Origin of the sequence: Streptomyces sp. NPDC051677 (assembly GCF_044453465.1) — a bacterium.
Classification (GTDB): domain Bacteria; phylum Actinomycetota; class Actinomycetes; order Streptomycetales; family Streptomycetaceae; genus Streptomyces.
The window spans coordinates 239,350-266,066 of record NZ_JBITCT010000001.1; the positions used below are offsets into that span (position 1 = coordinate 239,350).

Here is a 26,717-nt window from a genome sequence, read left to right on the forward strand (position 1 = left end):
ACCGCTCATGGGCAACACCCGGGGCGCCGCCGCCTTCGCCGTCTGGTACCTGCGGGCCGTCGCGTTCGTCAACTTCCTCAGTGCGGTGTGGGTCTCCCTGGGGCAGGACGTGCGGCGGCACAACCAGGAGAACCTGTTCACGCCGTACCTGCTGACGGCCGGCTTCGCGTCCGGGGTCTTCACGGCGTTCCTGGCCGTCACCATGCGGCGGCGCAAACGGGCCGCGTGGATCCTCAACCTCGGTCTCAGCGGGGCGTTCCTGGGGCTGTTCTCGCTGGCCATGGCGTTCCCGGAGATCCGGCGCCGCCCGCAGAACTGGGTCTCGCTCGCGCTGACCGCCGCCTTCGTGGTGGCGCTGCTCGCCGGGCGGCGGGAGTTCTACGCCAAGGGCGACCGGTCCAACCCGAAGCTCGCCGCGGCCGTCGGCGTCGGCGGGCTGCTGGGCGCCTCGCTGCTGGCCGCCCTGCTGGTGACGGTCACCAACCGGGCCTCCACGCCCTCCACCTTCCTGGACCGCTGGCGCTACGGCACGCTGCGGCTGGTCTCCGTCGCCGCCGACGACTACCGCGTCCCCGGGATCGCCACGCCCACCTGGGTGGACGTCGCCGTCAACGTGCTGAGCACGGTCCTCGTCCTGGCCGTCCTGTACGCGGCGTTCCGCTCCCGGCGGGCCGTCGACCCGCTCACCGAGGACGATGAGAAACGGCTGCGGGAGCTCCTCGACCGGCACGGCGAGCGGGACTCGCTCGGCTATTTCGCGCTGCGCCGCGAGAAGAGCGTGTGCTTCTCGCCGACCGGGAAGGCGGCCGTCGCCTACCGCGTCGTCGGCGGGGTGTCGCTGGCGTCCGGGGATCCGCTCGGGGATCCGGAGGCGTGGCCGGGGGCGATCGAGCCGTGGCTCGCCGAGGCGCGGGCGCACGGGTGGATCCCGGCGGTGATGGGCGCGAGCGAGGAGGCCGGGACCGTGTACGCCCGGCACGGGCTGGACGCGCTGGAGCTCGGGGACGAGGCGATCGTCGAGGTCGCCGAGTTCACCCTCGAAGGGCGCGCCATGCGGACCGTCCGGCAGGCGTACAACCGGGTCCGCCGGGCCGGGTACACCGTGCGGGTACGGCGGCACGAGGACATCCCCGCCGACGAGATGACGTACCTGCTGCGGCGCGCCGACGACTGGCGCGACGGGGCCACCGAGCGCGGGTTCAGCATGGCGCTGGGGCGGCTCGGGGACCCGGAGGACGGCCGCTGCGTGATGCTGGAGTGCACCGACGCCGACGGTGAGCTGCGGGCCCTGCTCTCGTTCGTGCCGTGGGGGCCGCACGGCCTGTCCCTCGACCTGATGCGCCGGGACCGCGCCTGCGACAACGGCCTGATGGAGTTCGCGATCCTCGAACTCCTGCGCCGCGCCCGGGAGACGCGAGAAATCCGGATCACCCAGGTTTCGCTCAACTTCGCCGTGTTCCGGTCGGTCTTCGAAAGGGGCGCACGCCTCGGCGCCGGGCCGGTGCTGAGGCTGTGGCGGTCGCTGCTGAGCTTCTTCTCACGCTGGTGGCAGATCGAGTCGCTGTACCGCGCCAACGCCAAGTACCGGCCCATCTGGGAACCCCGCTTCCTGCTCTTCGAAAAGAGCGCGGACCTGCCGCGCATCGGCATCGCCGCGGCACGGGCGGAGGGGTTCCTGGAAGCGCCGGGGCTGCCGAAGTGGTTGCACCGCAAGCACCTGGAGACCCACCGATGAACCGGATCGCCCGCTGGGCCCACGCCGAATGGGGTGCGCTGTACCTGGCCGTGCGCGCTCCGTCGGTGCGGCGGCGCCGGGGGGCGGCACGTGTGAGCCTGGCGCCGATGACTCTCGCGCCGATGACCCTGGCGGCGGTGTGTCTGACGTCGGTGACGCAGATCGTGCAGAACCAGTCCTGGGGCTACCAGCCGGTCCAGAACATCGGTGCGGTGCGGGCGGAGGACCCGTTGTGGCTCGCCCTGCTCCGTACCCCGCTCTCGCTCTTCGTCCCCGCGCTGGACCTGCCGGTCTGGGGCGCCCTCGCGCAGCTTCTGCTGGTGTTCGGCGTCGCGGAGCTCTGCCTCGGCTGGTGGCGCACCCTCGTCATCGCCTACGCCGCCACCCTCGCCGGCACCCTGTACGCCCGCGTGGGCATCGCCCTGGGCCCCGACAGCCCCTTCGGCCTGCCGGTGGCCGACGCCCGCATCGTGGACACCGGCCCGTCGGCGGCCGTGGTCGGCCTCGCGGTGTTCCTGGGCTGGCGCCATCGCGCCCATGCGACGACGGCCGCGGTGATCGTCGCCATGGTCGTGGAGGTCCTGCTGAAGAACAACCTGGCAGGCAAGGAGCATCTGGCGGCGATCGGGGCGGTGGCGGCGCTGTGCGCGTGCCGGCGCAGGGCACGGCTCGGCGGCGCCCAGTCGGCCGACGCCCCTGCCCCGCCCTCCGGCGCCCTCACTCCCCCTCACGGGACCGGGCGAGCTCCGCGTCCGTCTTCCCGCCCAGCCAGTCCCCCACCATCCGCTGGGGCCCGGCCCACCGCCGGTCGTGGCGATACGCACGAAGCACGGCCCTGGCCCGCGCACGCGGACGACGCCCGTAGAACCTCCGGGCCCACGGCGACCCCGGCCGGGCCAGCCGAATGAACCCCACCAGCCCCACGAACGGCACGAACACGCTGAAGACCGCCATCTTGGCCTTGCCCTTCGCCAGCACGGCCAGCGCGAACAGGAAGTTCACGACGACGGTCGAGATGACGCCCCCCCGGTCCTGAAGCTCCTCGTCGCTCATGTCGTTGACGCCGAACGGCGAGAAGCCCACCAGCAGGAGTCCGACCAGGGCCACGGTCAGCACCACGGCCTCCACGCTCTTGCGGCCCGCCTCCGTCCAGTACACGTCGTCGAGGTGCAGGATCAGCGCGAACTCGTCGAGGACGAGGCCCGTGCCGATGCCGAAGACGATCGCGAAGGCGGCCGACCCGAAGCCCTGCCGGCCGCTCGCCACCGCGCCGAAGCCGCCCGCGACGGTCAGGGCCACGCCCGGCACCACGTGGTGGATGTGCACCCCGCCGGAGCTGATGTTGCCGAACGGGCCCTTGCCCGCCCGGATCAGACGCGTGATGACCCGAGTGATCAGGAACGTCAGCACGAACGCGGTCAGCGCGAGGAGCAGCGGGAGCTTGCCCGGTTCGACGATGTTGCGCTGCAGCCAGTCGCCCATGCCGCCAGTCTCCCGGCGGCGGGGGCGGGCTGCCTCGCGGGTGCGGCGTCCGGGCTACGGCCTGTCCGGCGGGCCAAGTCGCGGGACGGCAGCGGCGCCTGATCAGCGCAGGTGAACGACGGAGGGCGGGCCGTGCCCCGCGTCTGCGGCATCCGCCGGACAGGCCATAGGCTGCCGCGGTGTCCACCACCTCGCCGCTCGACGGCCTCCGCTTCGCCTTCGGCACCCTCAGCGTGCTCCCGGTCAGGGTGACCCGCTGGGACCGACAGGCCGCGCGCGGGGGCATGCTGAGCGCCCCTCTGGTCGGGCTGGTCGTCGGCGGCTGCGCGGCCGGGCTCGGACTGCTGCTGCTCCGGCTGGGCGCGAGCCCGATGCTGGCCGCCGTCGCCTCCGCCGCCGTGCCCGCCGTCCTCACCCGCGGTCTGCACCTCGACGGGCTGGCCGACACCGCGGACGGCCTCGGCAGCGGCAAGCCCGCCGAGGACGCGCTGCGGATCATGAAGCAGTCGGACATCGGCCCGTTCGGCGTGCTCACGCTCGTCGTCGTGCTGCTCGCCCAGGTGGCCGCGCTGACGCAGCTCTACGACGCCTCGTGGGCCCTGGGCGCGCTGGGCGCCGTCGTCTCGGCGGCGGCCGCCCGGCTCGCGCTGACCCTGGCGGCACGCGACGGGGTGCCGGCCGCGCGACCGGAGGGGCTCGGGGCGGCGGTCGCGGGCGTGGTCCCGGTCCGGGGCGCGGTGATCGCCGCCGTCGCGGTCACCCTGGCGGCGGCGGCCGCGGGTGCGTGGCTCGGGCCGTACGGGGGCGACGGCGTCGTGGTCGTCATCGGGCCGGTCGAGCCGGGTCCCCTTTTCGAGCCGTACGACGCCGTCCGCCCGGCCCTCGCGATCCTCGCCGCCCTCGCCGCCGCCGAACTCCTCCTACGGCACTGCACGCGCCGCTTCGGCGGGGTCACGGGGGATGTGTTCGGCGGCCTCGCGGAAACCGCGGCGACCACCGCGCTCGTGGTGTTCTGCCTGGGCTGCCAGGGGGCCTAACAGGCCTCGCGCCACGCGCCCAGTTCGTACTTCTTCAGCAGGGAACTCAGCCGCAGGCGGCGGGAGTCGGCGCAGAAGTCGCTGGTGGGGAGTTCGTACTCGACGTGGAAGACGGCCTTGCCCGCCTCGATGAACGGGGTCAGGTCCGCGCACTCGTCGTACTGGGCGCACTGTTCGTTGACGGCGAAGTCGAAGTCGTCGACGAGGGCGGGGATCTGGTCGAGGTCGTTCTTCAGGCCGACGGACATGCCCCGTTCGTGGGCGAGGCCGGCGATGAGACGGTTGTAGCGGAGCTGATCGGCGGCCTTGATCGGGAAGCCGGTGGTGTTCTTGTAGCCGTCCATGTTGTCCGGCTCGACCGCGTCGAAGCCCTTGGCCCGGCACATGTCGAGGCGGGCCGCCATCAGCGGTTCGAGGACGTCGGTCCGGCGGATGTCGAGCCAGCGTTCGCCTTCCCAGCCGTTGCCTTTGCCGATCACCGAGCTGGGGAACTTCCCGGCGTCGGGGCGCCAGTCCTCCCAGGCGCCGGTGGAGAGGTAGCAGATGACCTTGCGGCCGTCGTCGTGCAGCCCGGCGACCGCGTCCTTGGTCTGGTCGAAGCCGTCGACGTCGTAGACGGGCACGTCGACGGAGGTGTCGAGGCGTCCGCTGAGCTGCCACTGCCAGTCGATGCCGGGGGCGGGCCGCCAGACCTTCCGGCTCGCCGACGTCGCGCCCGATGACGAGCCGTCAGGCCGGTCCTGCGGTGGGTCGTTGGACGCGGAGGCGCAGCCCGCGAGCAGCAGGCCGAGAAGGGGCAGCAGAACGGTCGGGCGTCTCACCGGGCGGGCTCCAGAATGTGCGGCAGCGTACTCGACGATGATCGCCGTCTGACGCACCGGAACCCGATGGGTGTGACCCAGTTCATGGAGTGCGAGGATCGAGAAGTGGCTACGACGCCACCGACGGGCGAACACTCGCGTGCATGAGCGAACGCACACGCACGCGTACGCTCGTTCCGGGATGTGCCCCGCCGGTCCGCCGCGCCGGTGAGGCAGACCCCGGATACGACCGCACCCTCTGCCCGGCTCTAGGGTCGGCTGTCGGGCCTGGTCGACCCACACACTCCGGCCACAGCAACTCCACATCGGAAGCGAGATTTCACCACCGTGACTGCTCTCACTCTCAGCACCGCCGCGGCGCCCGGCCTCCGGGCCGACGCGATCGTGATCGGTGTCGCCAAGGGCGCCGCATCCAGGTCTGGCGACCTGATCGTTGCCCCAGGCGCCGAAGCCCTCGACAAGGCCTACGACGGCCGGCTCGCCGGCGTCCTGGAAACCCTCGGCGCCTCCGGGGCCGAGGGCGAGGTGACGAAGCTGCCCGCGCCGGCCGGCTTCAAGGCGCCGCTCGTGCTCGCGGTGGGGCTCGGAGCCGAGCCCGAGAAGGACGCCGGTTTCGACGCCGAGGCGCTGCGCAGGGCCGCCGGCGTGGCCGCCCGCGCCCTCGCCGGCTCCAAGAAGGCCGCGTTCGCCCTGCCGGTGACCGACGCCGCCGAGATCGGCGCGATCGCCGAGGGCGTGGTGCTCGGCGCGTACTCCTTCGACGCCTACAAGCAGACCGGCCAGGGCGGCAAGGACGCCAAGGCCAAGAACGGCAAGGCGCCGCTCGCCGAGGCCTCCCTGCTGGGCGGGAAGCCGCGCGACGCCGCCCACAAGGCCGCGCTGCTGCGTGCCGCCGCCGTCGGCGAGGAGCTCAACCGCGCCCGCGACCTGATCAACATGCCGCCGAACGACCTCGACCCGCAGGCGTTCGCCGCGCTCGCCCAGACGGCGGCCAAGGAGCACGGCATCAAGGTGCAGGTGCTCGACGACAAGGCCCTCGCCAAGGGCGGCTACGGCGGCATCCTGGGCGTCGGCTCCGGCTCGGCGGCCGCCCCGCGCCTGGTGAAGCTGTCGTACACCTCCGGCAAGGCGAAGAAGCACCTCGCCTTCGTCGGCAAGGGCATCACCTACGACTCGGGCGGCATCTCGCTGAAGCCGGCCGGGCACAACGAGACGATGAAGTGCGACATGAGCGGGGCGGCGGCGGTCTTCGCCGCGGTCGTCGCCGCCGCGCGGCTCGGGCTCGAGGTCAACGTCACCGGCTGGCTGGCGCTCGCCGAGAACATGCCGTCGGGTTCCGCCACCCGACCGGGTGACGTGCTGCGGATGTACAGCGGCAAGACCGTCGAGGTCCTCAACACCGACGCCGAGGGCCGGCTGGTCCTGGCGGACGCGCTGTGGGCGGCCTCCGAGGAGAAGCCGGACGCGATCGTCGACGTGGCGACCCTGACCGGCGCGATGATGCTGGCGCTGGGCAGCCGGACCTTCGGGGTCATGGCCAACGACGACGCGTTCCGCTCCGCGGTGCACGAGGCCGCCGAGGAGGTCGGCGAGCCGGCCTGGCCGATGCCGCTGCCGGAGCACCTGCGCAAGGGCATGGACTCCAGCGTCGCCGACATCGCGAACATGGGTGAGCGGATGGGCGGCGGGCTGGTGGCCGGGCTCTTCCTGCGGGAGTTCGTGGGCGAGGGGATCACCTGGGCGCACCTGGACATCGCCGGGCCCGCGTTCAACGAGGGGGGTCCCTTCGGGTACACGCCGAAGGGCGGTACCGGTACGGCGGTGCGGACGCTGGTGCGGCTCGCGGAGCTGACCGCCTCCGGCGATCTGGGCTGACGTTCGCCTGACAACTCGGTGCATTCCGTCACAGGGCGACCGCAGGGGCGTGGGGGCTGGTCGCGCAGTTCCCCGCGCCCCTTGGGGGCGCTCATCTGAACGTGGGACGTCTCACACCCCGGCCCCGTGTCTCGTCTGCCTCCGACAAGTGCGAGGATGGGGCTCGGCAGGACAGGGCCCCCACCACAGGGCCGATACAGAGCGGCCGGACACCAGCCGCCGACCGGTCACTGGAGACCGGCGTGGCGCACATGCATGGAGGACGTGACGTGGCGAACGACGCCAGCACCGTTTTCGACCTAGTGATCCTCGGCGGTGGTAGTGGCGGTTACGCCGCGGCCCTGCGCGGGGCGCAGCTGGGCCTGGACGTCGCCCTGATCGAGAAGGACAAGGTCGGCGGCACCTGCCTGCACCGGGGTTGCATCCCCACCAAGGCCCTGCTGCACGCGGGCGAGATCGCCGACCAGGCCCGCGAGAGCGAGCAGTTCGGCGTCAAGGCCACCTTCGAGGGCATCGACATCGCCGGGGTCCACAAGTACAAGGACGGCGTGATCTCCGGCCTGTACAAGGGCCTGCAGGGTCTCGTCGCCTCCCGGAAGGTGACGTACATCGAGGGTGAGGGCCGGCTGTCCTCCCCCACCTCCGTCGACGTGAACGGCCGGCGGATCCAGGGGCGCCACGTGCTCCTGGCGACCGGCTCCGTGCCGAAGTCGCTGCCGGGCCTGGAGATCGACGGCAACCGGATCATCTCCTCCGACCACGCCCTCGTCCTGGACCGCGTGCCGAAGTCCGCGATCATCCTGGGCGGCGGCGTCATCGGCGTCGAGTTCGCCTCGGCGTGGAAGTCCTTCGGCTCCGACGTGACGGTCATCGAGGGTCTGAAGCACCTCGTGCCGGTCGAGGACGAGAACTCCTCCAAGCTTCTTGAGCGCGCGTTCCGCAAGCGCGGCATCAAGTTCAACCTGGGCACCTTCTTCTCGAAGGCCGAGTACACCGCCGACGGCGTCAAGGTCACCCTGGCCGACGGCAAGGAGTTCGAGGCCGAGGTCCTGCTGGTCGCGGTGGGCCGCGGGCCCGTCTCCGCCGGTCTGGGCTACGAGGAGCAGGGCGTCGCGATGGACCGCGGCTACGTCCTGGTCGACGAGTACATGCGGACGAACGTGCCGACGATCTCCGCCGTCGGCGACCTGGTCCCGACGCTCCAGCTCGCGCACGTCGGCTTCGCCGAGGGCATCCTGGTGGCGGAGCGTCTGGCCGGTCTGAAGACCGTCCCGATCGACTACGACGGCGTGCCCCGGGTGACGTACTGCCACCCCGAGGTCGCCTCCGTGGGCATCACCGAGGCCAAGGCCAAGGAGATCTACGGCGCGGACAAGGTCGTCGCTCTGAAGTACAACCTCGCCGGCAACGGCAAGAGCAAGATCCTGAACACCTCGGGCGAGATCAAGCTCGTCCAGGTCAAGGACGGCGCAGTGGTCGGCGTCCACATGGTCGGCGACCGCATGGGCGAGCAGGTCGGCGAAGCCCAGCTGATCTACAACTGGGAGGCGCTGCCGGCCGAGGTCGCGCAGCTCGTCCACGCCCACCCGACGCAGAGCGAGGCGCTCGGCGAGGCCCACCTGGCCCTGGCCGGCAAGCCGCTCCACTCGCACGACTGACCCTCGGTCGAAACACGTCGAAGCGACGACTCAGACTTCCGCAATTTCGTAAGGAGCAACCGAAACCATGGCGGTTTCCGTAACCCTTCCGGCGCTCGGCGAGAGCGTCACCGAGGGCACTGTCACCCGCTGGCTGAAGGCCGAGGGTGAGCGCGTAGAGGCCGACGAGCCGCTGCTCGAGGTGTCGACCGACAAGGTCGACACCGAGATCCCCTCCCCCGCCGCCGGCATCCTGGCCTCCATCAAGGTCGCCGAGGACGAGACGGTCGAGGTCGGCGCCGAGCTGGCCGTCATCGACGACGGCACGGGCGCCCCGGCCGCTGCTCCGGCGCCGGCCGCCGAGCCCGTCGCGGCCCCGGCTCCCGAGCCGACCCCGGCCGCCCAGCCCTCCACCGAGCAGGCCGCTCCCGCCCCGGCGCCCACCGCCGAGGCCGCCGCCGGCGCCGGTTCCGCCCAGGGCACGGACGTGGTCCTGCCCGCGCTCGGCGAGTCCGTCACCGAGGGCACCGTCACCCGCTGGCTGAAGTCGGTCGGCGACAGCGTCGAGGCCGACGAGCCGCTGCTGGAGGTGTCGACCGACAAGGTGGACACCGAGATCCCGGCCCCCACCTCGGGTGTCCTGCTGGAGATCACCGTCGGTGAGGACGAGACCGCCGAGGTCGGCGCCAAGCTCGCCGTCATCGGCGCCCCGGGCGCAGCCCCCGCGGCTGCTCCGGCGCCCGCCGCCCCGGCCCCGGCGCCCGCCGCCGCTGCCCCGGCCCCGGCTCCGGCGCCCGCCCCGGTCGCCGCTGCTCCGGCGCCCGCCCCGGTCGCCGCTGCCCCGGCCCCGGCCGCTCCGGCCCCCGCGCCGGTCGCTCCGGCTCCGGTCACCCCGGCGCCCGCGCCCGCCGCGCAGCCCACCGACGAGGGTGCGTACGTGACCCCGCTGGTGCGCAAGCTCGCCGCCGAGAACGGCGTCGACCTGGCCGCCGTCAAGGGCACCGGCGTCGGCGGCCGGATCCGCAAGCAGGACGTCCTCGCCGCCGCCGAGGCCGCGAAGGCGGCCGCCGCCGCACCGGCCCCGGCCGCTGCCGCCCCCGCTGCCGCGAAGAAGGCCCCGAAGCTCGAGGCCTCCCCGCTGCGCGGCCAGACCGTCAAGATGCCGCGCATCCGCAAGGTCATCGGCGACAACATGGTCAAGGCGCTGCACGAGCAGGCGCAGCTGTCGTCGGTCGTCGAGGTCGACGTCACCCGCCTGATGCGGCTGCGCGCCCAGGCCAAGGACTCCTTCGCCGCGCGCGAGGGCGTCAAGCTCTCCCCGATGCCGTTCTTCGTGAAGGCGGCGGCCCAGGCGCTGAAGGCCCACCCGGCCGTCAACGCCCGGATCAACGTGGACGAGGGCACGATCACCTACTTCGACACCGAGAGCGTCGGTATCGCGGTGGACTCGGAGAAGGGCCTGATGACCCCGGTCATCAAGCACGCGGGCGACCTGAACATCGCCGGCATCGCCAAGGCCACCGCCGACCTGGCGGGCAAGGTCCGGGCGAACAAGATCACCCCGGACGAGCTGTCCGGCGCGACCTTCACCATCTCCAACACCGGCTCGCGCGGCGCGCTGTTCGACACGATCATCGTGCCGCCGAACCAGGTCGCGATCCTCGGCATCGGCGCCACGGTCAAGCGTCCGGCCGTCATCGAGACGGAAGAGGGCACGGTCATCGGCGTCCGCGACATGACGTACCTGACCCTGTCCTACGACCACCGTCTGGTCGACGGCGCCGACGCGGCCCGTTACCTGACGGCGGTCAAGGCGATCCTGGAGGCGGGCGAGTTCGAGGTCGAGCTCGGCCTGTAACCCCCAGGGTTCGACAGCGAGTGCCCCCGTCCGGAGTTTTCCGGGCGGGGGCACTCGTCGTTCGGGCACCATGTAAGTCTCGTCTCACCTGCGTAAAAGCACCCCCGCCCGCCCTTCTGGAAAGCGCTCACGGCCGTATTGTCTAAACGTCAAACGCCCCCGGGGCCGATGGGCGGCCCCTGCTCGAAGGAGCTCTCATGACCGCGCCCGTCGTCCACTCGCTGCGCGAACAGATCCGCGAGCACATCGTGGAGGGGATCGTCAGCGGGCGCTGGAAGCCGGGCGAGCGGATCGTGGAGCGGCGGATCGCGACCGAGCTGGAGGTCAGTCAGACGCCGGTGCGGGAGGCGCTGCGGGAGCTGGAGTCGCTGCGGTTGATCGAGTCCGCGCCGAACAAGGGGGTGCGGGTGCGCAACCTCACGGCCGCCGACCTGGAGGAGAGTTACCCCGTCCGGGCCGGTCTGGAGGCGATCGCGGCGGAGTTGGCCGCCCAGCGGCTCGCCGAGGACTGCTCGGCCCTGGAACCGCATGTCGTCGCCCTGTACGAGGCCGACCGCAACGCCGACGGGACCGGCCAGGTGCGGCACACCGTCGGCTTCCACCGGGAGCTGGTGCGGGCGGCCGGCAACTCGGTGCTGCTGCACACCTGGGAGGGGCTCGGCATCGAGGTGTTCACGGCGCTGTCCATCCGCTGGCTCGGCACCGTGCAGCAGTCGTACGCGGAGGAGCACGAGGAGCTGGTGGCCGCGTTCAAGCGGCGCGACCCCCGCATCGCGGAGTTGGTGAAGGCGCATGTGCTGGGCTGCGCGCCGAGGGCGTGACCCAGCCGACACCAGTCGAGCACCCCTGCGCTCACCTGCAGAAACGGCGGAAAATGCGCGGCACCCGGTGCCTGCCCGAAAGGCACCCCGTGCCGACTTTCTCGTAATCGAGAGGTTTTGCCCTTCAACCCTTTGATCGATCATCGATCAGGGAGTTACAGTCGCCGACGGGCCGAACGGCGCAGTCGCACACCGACACCGCACCCGAGCCCACGCCCTGTCCTGCCAAAGACCAAGGGCACCCCCCAACCCCATAGGGAACCCCTTCGACTGAGGAAGGCGGCGACATGACCGACCCCAAGGCCATCCAGCCGAGCGCGCTCGACCAGCTCCCCGACCGGGACCCGGAGGAGACCGCCGAATGGCAGGCCTCGCTGGACGCCGTCACCAAGGCGGCCGGGCCGCACCGTGCCGCGTACCTGATGCGGCGCACGCTGGAGCGTGCCGAGGGCAACGGCATCGCGCTGCCCAAGCTGCTCGAGACGGACTACGTCAACACCATCCCCACGGCCGCCGAGCCCTCCGCGCCCGGCGACCAGGAGATGGAGCGGAAGATCACCGCGTGGAACCGCTGGAACGCGGCCGCGATGGTGACCCGGGGCAGCAAACACGGCGTCGGCGGCCACATCGCCACCTTCGCCTCCGCCGCCTGGCTCTACGAGACCGGCTTCAACCACTTCTTCAAGGGCAAGGAGGCCGACGGCTCGGGCGACCAGCTCTACATCCAGGGCCACGCCTCCCCCGGCATCTACGCCCGCGCCTTCCTCGACGGCCGGCTGAACGAGTCCCACCTGGACAACTTCCGCCAGGAGGCCGGCGGCAACGGCCTCCCGTCGTACCCGCACCCGCGCCGTCTGCCCTGGCTGTGGGAGTTCCCGACCGTCTCCATGGGCCTCGGTCCGCTGTCCGCCATCTATCAGGCGCGCTTCAACCGCTATCTCACCAACCGCGGCATCAAGGACGTCTCCGCGTCCCACGTGTGGGCGTTCCTCGGTGACGGCGAGATGGACGAGCCCGAGTCGACCGCGGCACTCGCACTCGCCTCCCGCGAGGGCCTGGACAACCTGACCTTCGTCATCAACTGCAACCTGCAGCGCCTCGACGGCCCGGTCCGCGCCAATTTCAAGATCGTGCAGGAGCTGGAGGCCCAGTTCCGCGGCGCCGGCTGGAACGTCGTCAAGTCGCTGTGGGGCTCCGCCTGGGACGAGCTGTTCGCGCTCGACACCACCGGCGCGCTCGTCCGCCGCCTGCGCGAGGTGCCCGACGCCCAGGTGCAGACGTACCAGACGCGGGACGCCGCCTATATCCGCCAGGACTTCTTCGGCAAGGACCCGGCGCTCGTCGAGCTGGCGAAGCTGCTGTCCGACGACAAGATCCTCGAGTGTTTCCACCTCTCCCGCGGTGGTCACGAGGCGCGCAAGGTGTACGCCGCGTACAAGGCGGCCGTCGAGTTCAAGGGCGCGCCGACCGTCATCCTGGCCCAGACCGTCAAGGGCCACACCCTCGGCGAGGGCTTCGCGTCGAAGAACGCCAACCACCAGATGAAGAAGCTGACGGTGGACGAGTTCAAGACGATGCGCGACCTGCTGGAGCTGCCGATCTCCGACGCGCAGTTCGTCGACGGGGTCGTGCCCTACGGCCACCCCGGCGCCGACTCCCCCGAGGTCCGCTACCTCCAGGAGCGCCGCGCGGCCCTCGGCGGCCCGGCCCCGGCCCGCCGCACGCACGCGCCGGCCCCGCTGCCGGCCCCCGCCGAGAAGGCCTTCGCCTCCTTCGACAAGGGTTCCGGCTCCCAGAACGTGGCCACCACCATGGCCTTCGTCCGGCTGGTCAAGGACCTGGTCCGGGACAAGGAGACCGGCAAGCGCTGGGTGCCGATCGTCCCCGACGAGGCGCGCACCTTCGGCATGGAGAGCCTCTTCCCCTCCCTGGGCATCTACTCGCCCAAGGGCCAGACGTACGAGCCGGTCGACCGTGACCAGCTGATGTACTACAAGGAGGCCAAGAACGGCCAGATCCTCAACGAGGGGATCACCGAGGCCGGTTCGATGGCCGACTTCATCGCCGCGTCCACCGCGTACTCCACGCACGGTGAGGCGATGATCCCCTTCTACATCTTCTACTCGATGTTCGGCTGGCAGCGCACGGCCGACCAGATGTGGCAGCTCGGCGACCAGCTCGGCCGCGGCTTCCTCGTCGGCGCCACCGCGGGCCGTACGACGCTGACGGGTGAGGGTCTGCAGCACGCCGACGGCCACTCCCCGGTCATCGCCGCGACGAACCCGGCCGCCCTGTCCTACGACCCGGCGTTCGCGTACGAGATCGCGACGATCGTCAAGGACGGCCTGCGCCGGATGTACGGCGAGGCGGCCCCGGGTGAGGACCCGAACGTCTTCTACTACCTGACCGTCTACAACGAGCCGATGCCGCAGCCGGCCAAGCCGTCCGGCGCCGGCGTCGACGAGGGCATCGTCAAGGGCCTGTACCGCTTCAACACGGCGGAGTCGGCGGGCGTGGACGTGGCCGGGGCCAACGCCCCGCGCATCCAGCTGCTGGGCTCGGGCACGGCGATCCACTGGGTGCTGGCGGCGCAGAAGCTGCTCGCCGAGGAGTGGGGCGTGGCCTCCGACGTGTGGTCCGCGACCTCCTGGACCGAGCTGCGCCGGGACGCGCTGGAGGCCGACGCGGCGCTGCTGCGCGGCGAGGAGCGCGTGCCGTACGTCCGCCAGGCCCTGCAGGGCGCCGAGGGCCCGGTCCTCGCGGTCTCCGACTACATGCGTCAGGTCCCGGACCAGATCGCGCAGTGGGTCGAGCAGGACTACTCCTCGCTGGGCGCGGACGGCTTCGGTCTCTCCGACACCCGTGCGGCGGCCCGCCGCCACTTCGGCGTCGACGCGCAGTCGATCGTCGTGGCGGCCCTGGCCCAGCTCGCCCGGCGCGGCGAGGTCAAGGCGACGGCCGTGAAGGAGGCGCGCGAGCGCTACGGGCTGTAGGCCCGGGGTTTTCGGTCGGTGAAGGGGGCTCGGCGGCTGGATTGCGCCGGGCCCCTTCAGTGATTTCCGGTCATGTGTCGGCCGCGGGCCGGTGGGGGGCTGGTCGCGCAGTTCCCCGCGCCCCTTGAGAAGCAAGACCAGCCATATGCGGGCCCGCAGCCGAGGACGCACCATGATGACCTCATGCGCGCTGCCCGCCTCATCAAGATGGTGCTCCTCCTCCAGTCCCGGCCCACGATGACCGCCGCCGAACTGGCCCAAGAGCTGGAGGTGTCGGAGCGTACGGTCACGCGCGACGCGCAGGCGCTGTCGGAGGCCGGCGTGCCGGTGTACGCGGAGCGGGGCCGGGCCGGGGGCTACCGGCTGATCGGCGGGTACCGGACGCGGCTGACCGGGCTGGGGCGCGGCGAGGCCGAGGCGCTGTTCCTGAGCGGGGTGCCGGGGGCGCTGCGGGAGATGGGCCTGGAGGACGTCGCGTCGGCGGCGCGGCTGAAGGTGTCGGCGGCTCTGCTGCCCTCCCTGCGGGACGCCCCGCGGGCGGCGGCGCAGCGGTTTCATCTGGACGCGCCGGCGTGGTTCCGGGAGCCGGAGACTCCGGGGCTGCTGACGGTGATCGCGGACGCGGTGTGGGACGACCGGTGTGTGCGGGCGCGGTACCGGCGCGACGCCGGGCAGCGTCAGCGGGAGGTGGTGCGGGAGCTGGAGCCGTACGGGCTCGTGCTGAAGGCGGGGATCTGGTACCTGTGCGCCCGGGTGCGGGAGGAGGGCCGGGGCGGCGGGGCGTTCCGCACGTACCGCATCGACCGGTTCGTCGGCGTCGAAGGCCTGAAGGATCGTTTCAGCCGGGACGAGGAGTTCGACCTCTCCGGGTTCTGGGCCGAGCAGGCGGAGCGGTTCGCGCGTTCGATCCTGCGGGACGAGGTCGTGCTGCGGCTGTCGGAGGCGGGTCTGCGGGGGCTGGCGCACGCCGTGGACCCGGTGGCGGCCCGGGACGCGCTGGCGACGGCCGGGGAGGCGGACGGGCGGGGGTGGGTCACGGTCACGCTGCGGGTGGAGTCGCAGGACGTGGCGCACACACAACTCACGGCGCTGGGGGCGGAGGCAGAGGTGGTCTCCCCCGAGCCGCTGCGCAAGCGCTTCGCCGAGGACGCGGCCCGACTGGCGGAGCTGTACCGGCCGGGGTGAGAATCCCGGGCACTCCGGGTGCGTCCCGCACCCTGAGGCACGATGCTGGACGCGTGATGGACGAGACGGAGTTCTGGGAGCTGGTGGACGCCTCCCGCGAGGCAGCCGAGGGCGATCCCGAGGAGCAGGCCGACCTGCTCGTGGAACGGCTGCTCAGGCTGGACCCGGAGGCCGTTCTCGACTTCGCCCGGCACTTCGAGTCCCGTTACAACCGCGCCTACCGCTGGGACCTGTGGGGGGCGGCCTGGCTGTTGCTGGACGGGGCGAGCGACGACGCCTTCGACTTCTTCCGGTGCTGGCTGATCGGGCAGGGCCGCGAGGTCTTCGAGGGCGCCCTGCACAACGACCCGGACTCGCTCGCCGATCTGCTGGACGACTTCGACGAGGAGATCGACGGCGACGGCGAGGAACTCGGCTACGCGGCCGACGAGGCCTACGAGCAGCTCACCGGGACCGTCGCCCCGGACCTGGGCATCGCGCCCGCGCCCTCCGAACCCGAGGGCACACCGGTGAACTTCGAGAACGAGGGGGCGCTGGCCGAGCGGTATCCCCGGCTGTGGCAGCGCTTCAAGGAGTGAGCCTCGCGGCGGGGCGCGCCGGGGGTCACACCGCGAGCTTGCGGCGGGTGCTGTCGGTCGGAAGGTAGGCCTGCGCCTGGTCGACCCGCACGGCGTGGTGCATCGGCGCCCTGTTGGCCTGCTCCAGGGCGGACGCGGTGGCCGCGGCCGGGCCCAGGACGACCGCGGCGACGGCGCAGAACACGGTCCACGGACTGCGGGCGGCCCTGGCCCAGTCGGCGCCCTGCCGCGCGGTCCGCCGGCCCTCCTCGGCCTCCCCGGCCACCGTGGACTCCGTGGACTCCGTGGACTCCGTGGACTCCGTGGACTCCGTGGCCCGGGTACGGCTGCTGTTCATGATCCCCACCTCCGGTCGGCTTGTGTTGTGCATGACCGTAGGACGCCGGCATGGGAGAACCCTGAACGCCGTCTAAGGCGTTCCTGTGAGCGTCCGCGCGGCCGTTCCGCCCGGGAGGCGGCCCTGGAGACGGGCGGCCGTCTCGCGGATCTCCGGCAGCCGGGCGGTGAGGGCCCGGCCGGGGCAGCTCGTCATGTAGCCCTCGTTGTGGCCCGCCAGGGCGGGGAGGGCGGCGGTGGTTCCGGCGGCGTAGCGGCTGAGGCTGTTGCTGGAGGTGAGCCGGACTCTCGCCCGCGGGTCGATGCCGGACAGGCCGAGCTTCCAGGCGGTCAGGGCGGCGATCGCGTCGACCATCGCCTTCGGAACCGGCACTCCGGAGGTGAACGTGCCGAGTGCGGCGATGCCGGCCGTGCGGTGGTTGAAGCCCTGGGTGTGGGCGCCGGTGACCGGGCGGTCGACGCCGCCCGCGCGGCCCTCGTAGATCGTGCCGCAGCGGTCGACGAGGAAGTTGTAGCCGATGTCGTCCCAGCCCCGGGCGGCGGTCTGGCCCGTGTACAGGTAGCGGATGATGCGGGGCGCGTCGGCGCAGGCGTAGCCGTTGGGCGAGTCGGTGTGGTGGACGAAGACGGCGACGACCTTGTCGTCGTAGCGCGGGGGCGGCTGGGCGTGCCGGGCGAGGTCGTCCAGCCAGGCGGAGCGCGGCACGATCGGCGGCCGGGCCGCCTGGTGCGCGCCGGCGGGGAGGGCGGCGGCCTGACGGCCGGCGCGGGCGGCCGGGCCGGACGTGGCGGCGCGGTCGACGCCGCCCGCGCACAGCCCCAGGGCGGCGACCGCGGCGAGCCCCGGCAGGCAGCCCAGGAGCACGAGGAGCGGGCCCGGCCTGCGTGCCGGGAACCGCCCTCGCGTGGGCCGCGGTCCGCGGGCGGCCGCTCGAAGGGCGCACATGGACCCACTGTCGGCCGGTTCCGGTCCGTCCGCGATGTGTGCTGTGCCACCTGGTGGAACCATCCTCCCGGTGCACGCCGTTTTACGAGGTACACGCGCACGTGGCCGGTTCCGGATGTACGCGCGGGCGTGATCGATGGGTAGCTGATCACTGGGCCCTTCCCGCACGTACTAGGGGATCCGAGAGAAAGGGGGCCGTGTGGACCTGCTCGACATCCTGCTGACGCTGGTGGTGCTGGCCTACGCCGGCTCCGGTTACCGGCGCGGGCTGGTGGCCGGCTGTGTCTCGCTGGCCGGGTTCGTGGGCGGCGCGGTGATCGGCGTGTGGGTCCTGCCGTGGCTGATGGACCTGGTGACTCCGGGGACGACGGCGGCGACGGTGACCGCCGTGTTCACCGTCCTCGTCCCCGCGGTGGTGGGGCACGAGTTGGCGGGACGGCTGGCGCTGCAGCTGCGCCGGGAGCTGGACCGCGGTCCGCTCAGGGTGGCCGACGGGGTCGGCGGGGCGGCGGCGAACGCGGTGGCGGTGCTGATCGTGGCGTGGGTGGCGGCGAGCGTGCTGGGCGCGTCGTCGTCGCCGGTGGTCACGTCGTCGATACGGGACTCACGGCTGCTGGGGGCGGTGCAGGACGCCATGCCGGACACCACGCCCACCTGGTTCTCGCGGGCCACGTCGGCGCTGACCCAGGCGGGCTTCCCGCAGGTCTTCAACCCGTTCGAGAACGAGTCGACGGCCGAGGTCGCCAAGCCCACCGGCGACAGCGTCACGGCGAGCGCCACCAACGCGGCGAAGACGAGCACGGTGAAGATCGAGGGCGCCTCGGGCGACCAGGGCCGCGAGGGCAGCGGCTTCGTGTACGCGAGCGAGCATGTGATGACCAACGCGCACGTGGTGGCGGGCATCGACGACCCGACCGTGCGGATCGGCGGCGTGGGGCGGTCGTTCGAGGCGCGCGTGGTGCTCTTCGACCCGGACAAGGACGTGGCCGTGCTGTACGTGCCGGGCCTGAACGCCCCGGTGCTGGGCTTCGACGACGACGCCTCCCGCGGCGACTCGGCGGTCGTCGCCGGCTATCCGCAGGACGGCGACCTGAACCTCCAGGCGGCGACGGTCGCGAACCGGGTGAAGGCGACCGGCCGGAACATCTACAACGACGAGATCGTCACCCGCGAGATCTACTCGATCCGCTCCACCGTCCGCCCCGGCAACTCCGGCGGCCCGCTGCTGACCACCGACGGCCACGTCTTCGGCGTCGTCTTCGCCCGCTCCACCTCCGACGACGAGACGGGGTACGTGCTGACGGCGGCCGAGGTCGCCGACGACGCGAAGCAGGCGGCGACGGCGACCCGGCCGGTGGACACGGGCGACCTGGTCACCTCGTGAGTCCTGAGGAGTTCTGATGAGCTCTGAGGGGGCTACAGGGAGCGGCCCATGAACACGTCGTCCACGTACTTCCCGTCCAGCAGGAACTCCTCCGGCAGCACGCCCTCCACCACGAACCCCTCGGACTCGTAGAGCGCGCGGGCCGGGGCGTTGTGGCCGAGGACGCGCAGGGTGATGCGGCGGGCGCCCAGCCCGCGGGCCTCCTCGACGGCGGCGCGGATCAGCGCCCGTCCCACGCCCCGGCCACGCACCTCGTCGAGGACGGCGAGGCCCTGGATCTGCCGCACGTGCCGGTTGCAGTCGAGCTTGGTGGGGAACGCGAGGCGGAGGTAGCCGACCACGCGGTCGTCGAGTTCGGCGACCAGGATGTCCTCGGGCGGGTGACGCTCGTCGAAGAAGGGGTCGTAGGGCGGCTGCGGCTCGGGCATGACGGCGTGCAGCGGGGACCAGGTGAGACGGTCGACGAGACCCAGCGCCCCGTCGTCGGCGAGCACCGCGGTGCGTATGCGAAGTGCGGAAGGTTCGGGCATGGCCGCCACCCTAGAACGCGGGGGCGCCGACGAGACCGGGGTTTTATCCGCTCACCGGGCAGGATGGCGGCATGGAACGTACGCGAATCGCGGTGGCCGGTGCGTCCGGCCTGATCGGCAGCGCCCTGGTGCGGTCCCTGACCGCGGACGGGCACGAGGTGGTACGGCTGGTGCGCCATGCGCCCCGGGGCGCGGACGAGGTGCGCTGGGACCCGGAGCGGGGGCAGGTGGACACGGCCGGGCTCACCGGGTGCGACGCCGTGGTCAACCTGGCGGGGGCGGGGGTCGGCGACCGGCGCTGGAGCGAGGCGTACAAGAGGCGGATCCACGACAGCCGGGTGCACGGCACGGCCGCGCTGGCGCAGGCGCTCGCCTCGCTCGACGAACGGCCGCGGGTGTTCGTGAACGGCAGCGCGATGGGGCGGTACGGCGAGACGGGCGAGCGGATCGTGGACGAGAGCGCACCCGCCGGGAGCGGCTTCCTGCCGGAGCTGTGCGTGGAGTGGGAGGCGGCGGCCGCTCCGGCCGAGGAGGCGGGGATCCGTACGGTCTTCACCCGGACCGGGCTGGTCGTGGCGCGCGGGGGCGGGGCCTGGGGCAGGCTGTTCCCCCTCTTCAAGGCCGGGCTCGGGGGGCGGATGGGCGACGGCCGGCAGTACTGGTCGTACATCGCGCTGCACGACGAGGTGGCGGCGATCCGGCATCTGATCGACCGCGACGACCTGTCGGGGCCGTTCAACCTGACCGCGCCCGAGCCGCTGACCAACCGTGAGATCACCGCGGCGATGGGGCGGGTGCTGCACCGGCCGACGCTCTTCGCGGTGCCGGCGCCGGTGCTGCGGACGGTGCTGGGCGAGATGGCCGGGGACGTGCTGGGCAGCGCTCGGGTGGTGCCGAAGCGGCTGCTGGCGTCCGGGTTCACGTTCGCGTTTCCCGGGATCGAGGACGCGATCCGGGCCGCCTGAACCCCCGCGTGACCGCATGCGACCGCCGTGCGACCGTGCCCTGTCCATGCGCGACTGTTCCTGACCGATCACGGCCCTAACCTCGATCCGAACTCGGGCATCCCGGACGGCTGTTGGGGGCATGACGTCTCCACCGGCCGCGCAACCTCGAGGAGGGGCACGTGCTTGAGCCCGCGTACCAGGCAGACGTCGTCGTGGTGGGAGCCGGCATCGCCGGACTCTCCGCGGCGCATCGGCTGACCAGCGCAGGAGTAACGACCGCGGTCCTGGAGTCCGCCCCTTGGGTGGGCGGCCGCATGTCGACGGAGAAGGTCGACGGGTTCCGGCTCGACCGCATCGGGCAGCTGCTGTCCACGGCGTATCCCGAACTCGCCCTGACGCCCGGGCTGGACGCGCTCGTCCTGCGCCCGTTCGCGCCGGGCGTCCTGCTGCACAGCGACGGGCGACATCACCGCGCGGGTGCGCAGGCGGGCGCCGGGAGCGCAAGGGGCGCACTGCACGCCGTACGCGCCCTGGCGAGCGCTCCCCTGCCGGGTGCGCTGCCCAGGCCGCGCGCCGGCGGCCCCGTTCCCGTACGGGCGGGCGCTCCGCTGGGCAGCGCCGTGGACCAGGCCCGGCTGGGCGCGGCGCTCAGCCGGATCGCGGCCACCCCCGCCGAACGGCTGCTCCGCCGCCCGGAGTTGCCGGCCGCCCGGGCCCTCGCCGCCCGCGGGCTGCCGGCCCGCGCGATCGACGGCTTCCTGCGTCCGCTGCTCGCCGCGCTGCTGTGCGACCCGGAGCTCACCACGTCCAGCCGGTGCGCGGACCTCGCGCTGCGCGCCTTCGCGGCCGGGCGGCTGTCGCTGCCGGAGGGCGGGGCCGAGGTGCTGCCGGAGCTGCTCGCGCGGACGCTGCCGGCGGGCAGCGTGCACACCGGCGTGCGGGTCACGTCGGTCTCGACGACCTCGGTAACCACCGCCGAGCACGGCGAGTTCCGCTGCCGTGCCGTCCTGGTGGCCACCGACGCGCGCACCGCGGCGGAACTGCTGCCCGGGCTGCGGGTGCCCGACTTCCACCCGGTGACGGTCGTCCACCACACCACGGACGAGCCGCCGCAGACGGGCGCGTCGCTGCTCCTCGACGCCGATCGGGGCGGGCCGGTCGCGCACACGGCGGTGGTCAGCCGGGTGGACCCGAGCCGGGCGCCCGGGGGGCGGGCGCTGATCTCGTCCACGGTCCTCGGCACGCCGCCGCCGGGCGTCGACACCGCCGTGCGCATGCACCTGTCCCGGCTGTACGGGGTCTCGACCGCGCGGTGGGAGACGCTGGCCGTGCATCACACCGCCGAGGCCGTGCCGGCGATGCGTGCGCCGCACGACCTGCGGCGGCCGGTGCGGCTGCTGGCGGGGCTGTACGTGTGCGGGGACCATCGGGACACCAGCACCGTCCAGGGCGCGCTGCACTCCGCGCACCGGGCGGCGGCAGCGATCGTCTCCGACCTTCGCTCCGCCGGTTCCCTGAACCTGGCCGACCCCGCACCGACGCCCCGCCAGGAACAGGCAGCGGCCTGAACGGGCGGGCCGGGGTTGCACCTCACCCCCTGGGGCTCCGCCCCCAGACCCCCGGCCCATGCCCACCCACCACCGGACTCGGTGGGTCGGAAGGGACCGAAAAAAGACCCTCAGCCCAGGGCTGCCACCTTGTCCCGGTAGGTGCGGGCCGGCGTCGCGTCTCGATAGGGCTCCAGGCGGCGTTCGAAGTCGCGGACGTACTCCAGGGCGCGGACGGACCGCATCTCCGCCGCCTGGCCGGCGGCCTCCGCGGCGAGCTGGCAGGCCTGGTCGAGCTCGCCGAGGCCGAGGCGCGCCGAGGCCAGGACGACGCGGCAGAACACCCGGCTGCGTGCGTACGCGGCGGGACGCAGCTGGAGCGAGCGTTCGGCATGCTGCACGGCCGCCCGGAACTGCTGCAGGTCACGGTGGCAGTGCCCGAACTCGTCGGCCAGCTGCGCCTCGTCGAAGAAGCGCGCCCAGTACGGCACCTCGTCCCCGGCCTTGGCCGCCTCCAGCGCCCGCTCGGCCCGCACGAGCGCGGCGGTCGAGGCCCGCACCTCGCCCAGCACCCCGTGCCCGCGCGCCTCCGCCGAGTGCAGCAGCGCCTGCACGACGGGCGGGGCGCCCGTGCCGATCCCCTGCTGGGCCACCCGCGCGAGCTGCACCGCCTCGCGCCCATGCCCGAGATAGACGGCCTGACGGCTCATGGTGACCAGGACGAAGGAGCCGTACGCCCGGTCCGCGGCCGCCTGGGAGAGGCGCAGGGCCTGGACGAAGTAGCGCTGGGCCAGGCCGTGCGCGGCGATGTCGAAGGAGGTCCAGCCCGCGAGCCGGGTCAGGTCGGCCGCGGCGCCGAAGAGGCGCCGGCCGGTCTGCTCGCCGTAGGAGCCGCGCAGCATCGGCTCGCACTCGTGCTCCAGGTAGCGCACCAGGGCCTGCCGGGCGTGGCCGCCGCCGTACCTGTCGTCGAGGGTGCGGAAGAGCTCACCGACCGAGCGCAGTGCGGAGATGTCGCCGCCGGTGACCCGTTGGCCGGGCCCGCGCTCGGTGACGTGACCGCGCTGCCGGGGGACGGCCGCCGGTGCGGGCGTGGCCTGGGCGGGCGCCGACGCGGGTGGGGACGAGGGGTGCTGGGGTGCGGCGGGCCTGGCGGGCGGGCGGCCCTGGACGGGCACCCGGGCGGGCGGCTCGCTGCGGGCGACCTTCTCGTCGGCCCGCCCGATCAGCCAGTCGCGGCTCGGCACGACGAGGCCCGCCGGTGTGAAGGCGATCTTGCGGAGCTCGGCGTGGCTGCCGGAGTCCTTGCGCCAGAGCCCGCCGACGATGTCGATGGCCTCCTCGGGGGTGCCGGCGAACTCCAGGCCCGCGTAGACGGGGGCGCAGGCGTCCAGACCGAGGTCCTGGGCGGTGAGCCGACGGCCCAGCCGCCGGGTGAAGACCTCGGCGATGAGGGCGGGGGTGGTGCCCCGGGGCTGCTGCCCGCGCAGCCACCGGGTGACGGACGTCTTGTCGTATCGGAGGTCCAGCCCGTGTTCGAGGCCGAGCTGATCGACGCGACGGGCCAGTCCCGCGTTGGAGAAGCCCGCTTCTGCGATGAGCGCGGCGAGCTGACGGTTGGGAGTGCGCTGCGCGGGTCGTTCCGTCATCTGCGGTGCGGTCTCCTGCCTCCCGGGCCTGTGACGTGCCCGGATGAAGTGCGCTGATGCTGTGATCAGCCCTTTTGGCCTCTGAACGGCGCGAATGTAGCGGAGAGTAAGCAGCCGCTCGCACATCTCGGCGCTCATTCATCCGATCGTGTGAGGATTGGCCGCGCGGCTGACGCGGAGGGCGCGGACGTACAGTGGCTTGGGCGCGTGACGCGCCTGACGACTTTCAGGGAGGCGCTTGCCGTGAGCGAGTTGCGGTTCGTCCGGATGGGGTTCGGCGGGGACGCCGTCGAGTACCGGGAGGCGTGGGACGAGCAACGCCGGGTGCACGCGGCCCGGTTCGCCGACGAGGTCCCGGACACCGTGCTGCTCCTGGAGCACCCGCCCGTCTACACGGCCGGCCGGCGCACCGCCGACGACGAGCGCCCCCTGGACGGCACCCCGGTGGTCGACGTGGACCGCGGCGGCAAGATCACCTGGCACGGGCCGGGCCAGCTGGTGGGCTACCCGATCCTCAAACTGCCGCGTCCGGTGGACGTCGTCGCCCATGTGCGGCGTCTGGAGGACGCCCTGATCCGCACGTGCGCGGAGTTCGGCGTGGAGACCTCCCGGGTCGAGGGCAGGAGCGGGGTGTGGGTGCTCGGCGATCCGGTGGAGCAGCGCCCCTCGCTCGGCGGTCTGTCGCTGGACTTCGACCCCCGGCTCACCGACGAGGAGTTCGACCCCCGACTGAACGGGCCGGAGTACGCGCCGTCCAACGCCGGTCAGCGGCGGGAGGACCGGAAGGTGGGCGCGATCGGCATCCGGGTCGCCAAGGGCGTCACCATGCACGGCTTCTCGTTCAACGTGAACCCGGACAACAAGTGGTTCGACCGGATCATCCCGTGCGGCATCCGGGACGCGGGCGTCGCCTCCCTCGCGAACGAGCTGGGCCGCGACGTCACGATCGAGGAGGTCCTGCCGGTGGTGGAACGGCACCTGAGGGACGTCCTGGAGAACGCGGAGCCGAAGCCGCGGGAGATCGAGAGAACACCGGCAGCCTGACGCCGCAGCGGGCTTTCAAATCCACGGGCGTACCCTGGGGGACGCCGAAGAATCAAACGCTAGGGAGCCGGTCGTGTCCGCAGTCGCACCCGACGGACGCAAGATGCTGCGCCTGGAGGTCCGCAACAGCCAGACCCCCATCGAGCGCAAGCCCGAGTGGATCAAGACCCGGGCGAAAATGGGCCCCGAGTACACGAAGATGCAGAACCTCGTGAAGAGCGAGGGGCTGCACACCGTCTGCCAGGAAGCCGGCTGCCCGAACATCTACGAGTGCTGGGAGGACCGCGAGGCCACCTTCCTCATCGGCGGCGACCAGTGCACCCGGCGCTGCGACTTCTGCCAGATCGACACCGGCAAGCCCGAGGCGCTGGACCGCGACGAGCCGCGGCGCGTCGGTGAGTCCGTCGTCACGATGGACCTGAACTACGCCACCATCACCGGCGTCGCGCGCGACGACCTGGCGGACGGCGGGGCGTGGCTCTACGCCGAGACCGTCCGGCAGATCCACGCGCAGACCGCCGAGCGCACGGCCGGCCGCACCAAGGTCGAGCTCCTCGCGCCCGACTTCAACGCCGTCCCGGAGCAGCTCGCGGAGGTCTTCTCCTCGCGGCCCGAGGTCTTCGCGCACAACGTGGAGACGGTCCCGCGGATCTTCAAGCGGATCCGGCCCGGCTTCCGCTACGAGCGTTCGCTGAACGTCATCACGGCCGCCCGCGACTACGGCCTCGTCACCAAGTCGAACCTGATCCTCGGCATGGGCGAGACCCGCGAGGAGGTCAGCGACGCGCTCCGGCAGCTGCACGAGGCCGGCTGCGAGCTGGTCACCATCACGCAGTACCTGCGGCCCTCCGTGCGCCACCACCCCGTCGAGCGCTGGGTCAAGCCGCACGAGTTCGTCGAGCTGAAGGAGGAGGCCGAGCAGATCGGCTTCTCCGGCGTGATGTCGGGTCCGCTGGTACGGTCCTCCTACCGTGCCGGACGCCTCTACCAGATGGCCGTCGAGAAGCGCGGTTCCTTCATCGCCACCCAGGCTGTCTGACGCGACGTCACCTCCCTTGCGCCGTCTGGCCGGAAGCCGAGTGTGTGAATTCGCGCACAAGCCCCTACTCGCCAGTAGCGACCGATATGACGCGGTCCCGGCCGTCCTCGCAGATGAGGGCGTCGTCGGGGCCGCGTCAGCATTTCGGCCCTGCGCATCAAGGCTTCATTCGTGTTTGACCGGTCGGTCACGCCCTGGTAACACCAATCAGTGACGCTCGTATCACATCACGTGCACCACCCCGCCCTTACCCGAAGCCGTCCGAGGGGGACCTCCACCATGCAGGCCGCGCCCGTTCGCGCCACCGCGATCCCGACCTTCACCGACGCACTGCGTGCCGTCGAGTCGCTGCTCATGAGCAGCGGCCAGCGCACCGCCCGTCGCAACGCCTGGACCTCCGTGCTGGAGGACCGCCGTCGCGCCAAGGACCGGGTCGAGGCGCAGCGCGTCCTCGAGGCGGTCACCGCACCCCTGACCTCCACCCACCCCTGATCCCCTGATCCCCCGCTCCACAGCTCCCCTCCTGCCGTCGTAGGCGCTTGAGAGGCCACGTAGACTTCGTGGCATGGCGAGAAGTGACAGCGCGGCGGACGCCGCTAACCCCGGGCGACTGAAGCAGATCGCCCTGACGTACAAGATGACCCGCAAGGCCGACAAGACGATCGGCCTGGTACTCGCGGGCGTCTTCCTCCTCATCTTCGGTGTCTTTCTCGCGATCGGTTTCCTGATCGGCCACCCGGTCTACCTCGGCATCCTGGGCTTCCTGCTCGCCTTCCTCGGGACGGCGATCGTGTTCGGGCGCCGGGCCGAGCGGGCCGCCTTCGGTCAGATGGAGGGACAGCCCGGCGCGGCCGCGGCCGTCCTCGACAACATCGGCCGGGGGTGGACGACGACCCCCGCGGTGGCGATGAACCGCAGCCAGGACGTGGTGCACCGGGCCGTCGGCAAGGCCGGCATCGTCCTGGTCGCCGAGGGCAACCCGAACCGGGTGAAGAGCCTGCTGGCCGCCGAGAAGAAGAAGATGAACCGCGTCGTCGCGGACGTCCCGGTGCACGACGTGATCGTCGGCACGGGCGAGGGTCAGGTCGAGCTGAAGAAGCTGCGCACCACCCTGCTGAAGTTCCCGCGCGTCCTGGCGGGCCCGCAGGTGACGGCCACCAACGACCGGCTGCGCGCCATGGGCGACCTGATGAGCAACATGCCGCTGCCGAAGGGGCCGATGCCCAAGGGCATGCGGCTGCCGAAGGGCGGCGGCAAGGCCCGCTGAGTCCCA

Annotated in this window: 22 protein-coding genes; 16 read left to right on the top strand and 6 right to left on the bottom strand. The window is 72.4% G+C overall.

Going from position 1 to position 26,717, the window contains the following annotated elements:
* The first annotated feature begins 7 nt into the window (after window positions 1-7).
* Window positions 8-1,735 (top strand): phosphatidylglycerol lysyltransferase domain-containing protein, encoded by a 1,728-nt coding sequence (locus ACIBAF_RS01105; protein WP_399460982.1) that lies wholly within the window; start codon window positions 8-10, stop codon window positions 1,733-1,735.
* Window positions 1,736-2,452: 717 nt separating this feature from the next.
* Here the strand turns inward: ACIBAF_RS01105 and ACIBAF_RS01110 are convergent.
* A complete protein-coding gene (locus ACIBAF_RS01110; protein ID WP_399460983.1) occupies window positions 2,453-3,217 on the bottom strand; it encodes a hypothetical protein in 765 nt (254 codons plus the stop codon).
* A 179-nt stretch (window positions 3,218-3,396) separates the two neighbouring features.
* Between ACIBAF_RS01110 and ACIBAF_RS01115 the strand changes: the two genes are divergently transcribed.
* Window positions 3,397-4,254, top strand: a complete 858-nt coding sequence (locus ACIBAF_RS01115; RefSeq protein ID WP_399460984.1) for an adenosylcobinamide-GDP ribazoletransferase — start codon at window positions 3,397-3,399, stop codon at window positions 4,252-4,254.
* On the opposite strand, the gene ACIBAF_RS01120 is transcribed toward ACIBAF_RS01115, so the two are convergent.
* Window positions 4,251-5,075: an endo alpha-1,4 polygalactosaminidase gene (locus ACIBAF_RS01120; protein ID WP_399460985.1), complete on the bottom strand. Its 825-nt coding sequence runs from the start codon at window positions 5,073-5,075 to the stop codon at window positions 4,251-4,253. The genes ACIBAF_RS01115 and ACIBAF_RS01120 overlap by 4 nt on opposite strands.
* Before the next feature lie 327 nt (window positions 5,076-5,402).
* Between ACIBAF_RS01120 and ACIBAF_RS01125 the strand changes: the two genes are divergently transcribed.
* From ACIBAF_RS01125 to ACIBAF_RS01155, 7 genes are all read left to right on the top strand, one after another.
* Window positions 5,403-6,950, top strand: coding sequence for a leucyl aminopeptidase (locus tag ACIBAF_RS01125; RefSeq protein WP_399460986.1), 1,548 nt, complete (start codon window positions 5,403-5,405; stop codon window positions 6,948-6,950).
* 269 nt (window positions 6,951-7,219) lie between these two features.
* Window positions 7,220-8,608, top strand: a complete 1,389-nt coding sequence (lpdA, locus tag ACIBAF_RS01130) for a dihydrolipoyl dehydrogenase (protein WP_399460987.1) — start codon at window positions 7,220-7,222, stop codon at window positions 8,606-8,608.
* A gap of 67 nt (window positions 8,609-8,675) precedes the next feature.
* Window positions 8,676-10,445 carry a 2-oxoglutarate dehydrogenase, E2 component, dihydrolipoamide succinyltransferase gene (gene sucB / locus ACIBAF_RS01135; protein WP_399460988.1) on the top strand — a complete coding sequence of 590 codons (1,770 nt, stop codon included), beginning with the start codon at window positions 8,676-8,678 and terminating at the stop codon, window positions 10,443-10,445.
* Window positions 10,446-10,642: 197 nt separating this feature from the next.
* A complete protein-coding gene (locus tag ACIBAF_RS01140) occupies window positions 10,643-11,266 on the top strand; it encodes a GntR family transcriptional regulator (protein WP_334580792.1) in 624 nt (207 codons plus the stop codon).
* Window positions 11,267-11,553: 287 nt separating this feature from the next.
* Complete coding sequence (aceE, locus tag ACIBAF_RS01145; protein ID WP_399460989.1) at window positions 11,554-14,259, top strand: pyruvate dehydrogenase (acetyl-transferring), homodimeric type; 2,706 nt, start codon at window positions 11,554-11,556, stop codon at window positions 14,257-14,259.
* Window positions 14,260-14,442: 183 nt separating this feature from the next.
* Entirely contained in the window at window positions 14,443-15,444 is a 1,002-nt protein-coding gene (locus tag ACIBAF_RS01150) for a helix-turn-helix transcriptional regulator (RefSeq protein WP_399460990.1), read from the top strand.
* Window positions 15,445-15,500: 56 nt separating this feature from the next.
* The gene (locus tag ACIBAF_RS01155; RefSeq protein ID WP_399461324.1) at window positions 15,501-16,022 is read left to right on the top strand and encodes a DUF4240 domain-containing protein; all 522 of its coding nucleotides are present in this window, start codon (window positions 15,501-15,503) and stop codon (window positions 16,020-16,022) included.
* Window positions 16,023-16,047: 25 nt separating this feature from the next.
* On the opposite strand, the gene ACIBAF_RS01160 is transcribed toward ACIBAF_RS01155, so the two are convergent.
* Together ACIBAF_RS01160 and ACIBAF_RS01165 are read right to left on the bottom strand one after the other, a co-directional pair.
* The gene (locus ACIBAF_RS01160) at window positions 16,048-16,359 is read right to left on the bottom strand and encodes a hypothetical protein (RefSeq protein WP_399461347.1); all 312 of its coding nucleotides are present in this window, start codon (window positions 16,357-16,359) and stop codon (window positions 16,048-16,050) included.
* Between the two features lie 72 nt (window positions 16,360-16,431).
* Window positions 16,432-17,223: a peptidoglycan recognition protein gene (locus ACIBAF_RS01165; protein WP_399461325.1), complete on the bottom strand. Its 792-nt coding sequence runs from the start codon at window positions 17,221-17,223 to the stop codon at window positions 16,432-16,434.
* 280 nt (window positions 17,224-17,503) lie between these two features.
* Between ACIBAF_RS01165 and ACIBAF_RS01170 the strand changes: the two genes are divergently transcribed.
* Window positions 17,504-18,688 carry a MarP family serine protease gene (locus tag ACIBAF_RS01170; protein WP_399460991.1) on the top strand — a complete coding sequence of 395 codons (1,185 nt, stop codon included), beginning with the start codon at window positions 17,504-17,506 and terminating at the stop codon, window positions 18,686-18,688.
* A 32-nt stretch (window positions 18,689-18,720) separates the two neighbouring features.
* Here ACIBAF_RS01170 and ACIBAF_RS01175 read toward each other — a convergent pair whose 3' ends face one another.
* A complete protein-coding gene (locus tag ACIBAF_RS01175) occupies window positions 18,721-19,218 on the bottom strand; it encodes a GNAT family N-acetyltransferase (protein ID WP_399460992.1) in 498 nt (165 codons plus the stop codon).
* Window positions 19,219-19,289: 71 nt separating this feature from the next.
* Between ACIBAF_RS01175 and ACIBAF_RS01180 the strand changes: the two genes are divergently transcribed.
* Both ACIBAF_RS01180 and ACIBAF_RS01185 read left to right on the top strand, forming a co-directional pair.
* Window positions 19,290-20,183, top strand: a complete 894-nt coding sequence (locus ACIBAF_RS01180) for a TIGR01777 family oxidoreductase (protein ID WP_399460993.1) — start codon at window positions 19,290-19,292, stop codon at window positions 20,181-20,183.
* 161 nt (window positions 20,184-20,344) lie between these two features.
* Window positions 20,345-21,733 (top strand): NAD(P)/FAD-dependent oxidoreductase, encoded by a 1,389-nt coding sequence (locus ACIBAF_RS01185; RefSeq protein WP_399460994.1) that lies wholly within the window; start codon window positions 20,345-20,347, stop codon window positions 21,731-21,733.
* A 110-nt stretch (window positions 21,734-21,843) separates the two neighbouring features.
* On the opposite strand, the gene ACIBAF_RS01190 is transcribed toward ACIBAF_RS01185, so the two are convergent.
* On the bottom strand, window positions 21,844-23,361 hold the full coding sequence (locus ACIBAF_RS01190; RefSeq protein ID WP_399460995.1) for a regulator: 1,518 nt from the start codon (window positions 23,359-23,361) through the stop codon (window positions 21,844-21,846).
* Window positions 23,362-23,604: 243 nt separating this feature from the next.
* On the opposite strand from ACIBAF_RS01190, the gene lipB reads away from it, so the two are divergent.
* From lipB to ACIBAF_RS01210, 4 genes are all read left to right on the top strand, one after another.
* Entirely contained in the window at window positions 23,605-24,405 is an 801-nt protein-coding gene (lipB, locus tag ACIBAF_RS01195; protein ID WP_399460996.1) for a lipoyl(octanoyl) transferase LipB, read from the top strand.
* Window positions 24,406-24,478: 73 nt separating this feature from the next.
* Window positions 24,479-25,444 (top strand): lipoyl synthase, encoded by a 966-nt coding sequence (gene lipA, locus ACIBAF_RS01200; protein WP_399460997.1) that lies wholly within the window; start codon window positions 24,479-24,481, stop codon window positions 25,442-25,444.
* A 279-nt stretch (window positions 25,445-25,723) separates the two neighbouring features.
* A complete protein-coding gene (locus ACIBAF_RS01205; RefSeq protein ID WP_399460998.1) occupies window positions 25,724-25,936 on the top strand; it encodes a hypothetical protein in 213 nt (70 codons plus the stop codon).
* A 73-nt stretch (window positions 25,937-26,009) separates the two neighbouring features.
* Window positions 26,010-26,711 carry a DUF4191 domain-containing protein gene (locus ACIBAF_RS01210; RefSeq protein WP_399460999.1) on the top strand — a complete coding sequence of 234 codons (702 nt, stop codon included), beginning with the start codon at window positions 26,010-26,012 and terminating at the stop codon, window positions 26,709-26,711.
* The last annotated feature ends 6 nt before the right edge of the window (window positions 26,712-26,717 follow it).

Coding starts and splice junctions, on each gene's coding strand:
- ACIBAF_RS01105 (WP_399460982.1), top strand. CDS start 8: ATGGGCAACACCCGGGGCGCCGCCGCCTTCGCCGTCTGGTACCTGCGG.
- ACIBAF_RS01110 (WP_399460983.1), bottom strand. CDS start 3,217: ATGGGCGACTGGCTGCAGCGCAACATCGTCGAACCGGGCAAGCTCCCG.
- sucB (WP_399460988.1), top strand. CDS start 8,676: ATGGCGGTTTCCGTAACCCTTCCGGCGCTCGGCGAGAGCGTCACCGAG.
- ACIBAF_RS01140 (WP_334580792.1), top strand. CDS start 10,643: ATGACCGCGCCCGTCGTCCACTCGCTGCGCGAACAGATCCGCGAGCAC.
- aceE (WP_399460989.1), top strand. CDS start 11,554: ATGACCGACCCCAAGGCCATCCAGCCGAGCGCGCTCGACCAGCTCCCC.
- ACIBAF_RS01150 (WP_399460990.1), top strand. CDS start 14,443: ATGCGCGCTGCCCGCCTCATCAAGATGGTGCTCCTCCTCCAGTCCCGG.
- ACIBAF_RS01155 (WP_399461324.1), top strand. CDS start 15,501: ATGGACGAGACGGAGTTCTGGGAGCTGGTGGACGCCTCCCGCGAGGCA.
- ACIBAF_RS01160 (WP_399461347.1), bottom strand. CDS start 16,359: ATGAACAGCAGCCGTACCCGGGCCACGGAGTCCACGGAGTCCACGGAG.
- ACIBAF_RS01175 (WP_399460992.1), bottom strand. CDS start 19,218: ATGCCCGAACCTTCCGCACTTCGCATACGCACCGCGGTGCTCGCCGAC.
- ACIBAF_RS01180 (WP_399460993.1), top strand. CDS start 19,290: ATGGAACGTACGCGAATCGCGGTGGCCGGTGCGTCCGGCCTGATCGGC.
- ACIBAF_RS01190 (WP_399460995.1), bottom strand. CDS start 23,361: ATGACGGAACGACCCGCGCAGCGCACTCCCAACCGTCAGCTCGCCGCG.
- ACIBAF_RS01205 (WP_399460998.1), top strand. CDS start 25,724: ATGCAGGCCGCGCCCGTTCGCGCCACCGCGATCCCGACCTTCACCGAC.
- ACIBAF_RS01210 (WP_399460999.1), top strand. CDS start 26,010: ATGGCGAGAAGTGACAGCGCGGCGGACGCCGCTAACCCCGGGCGACTG.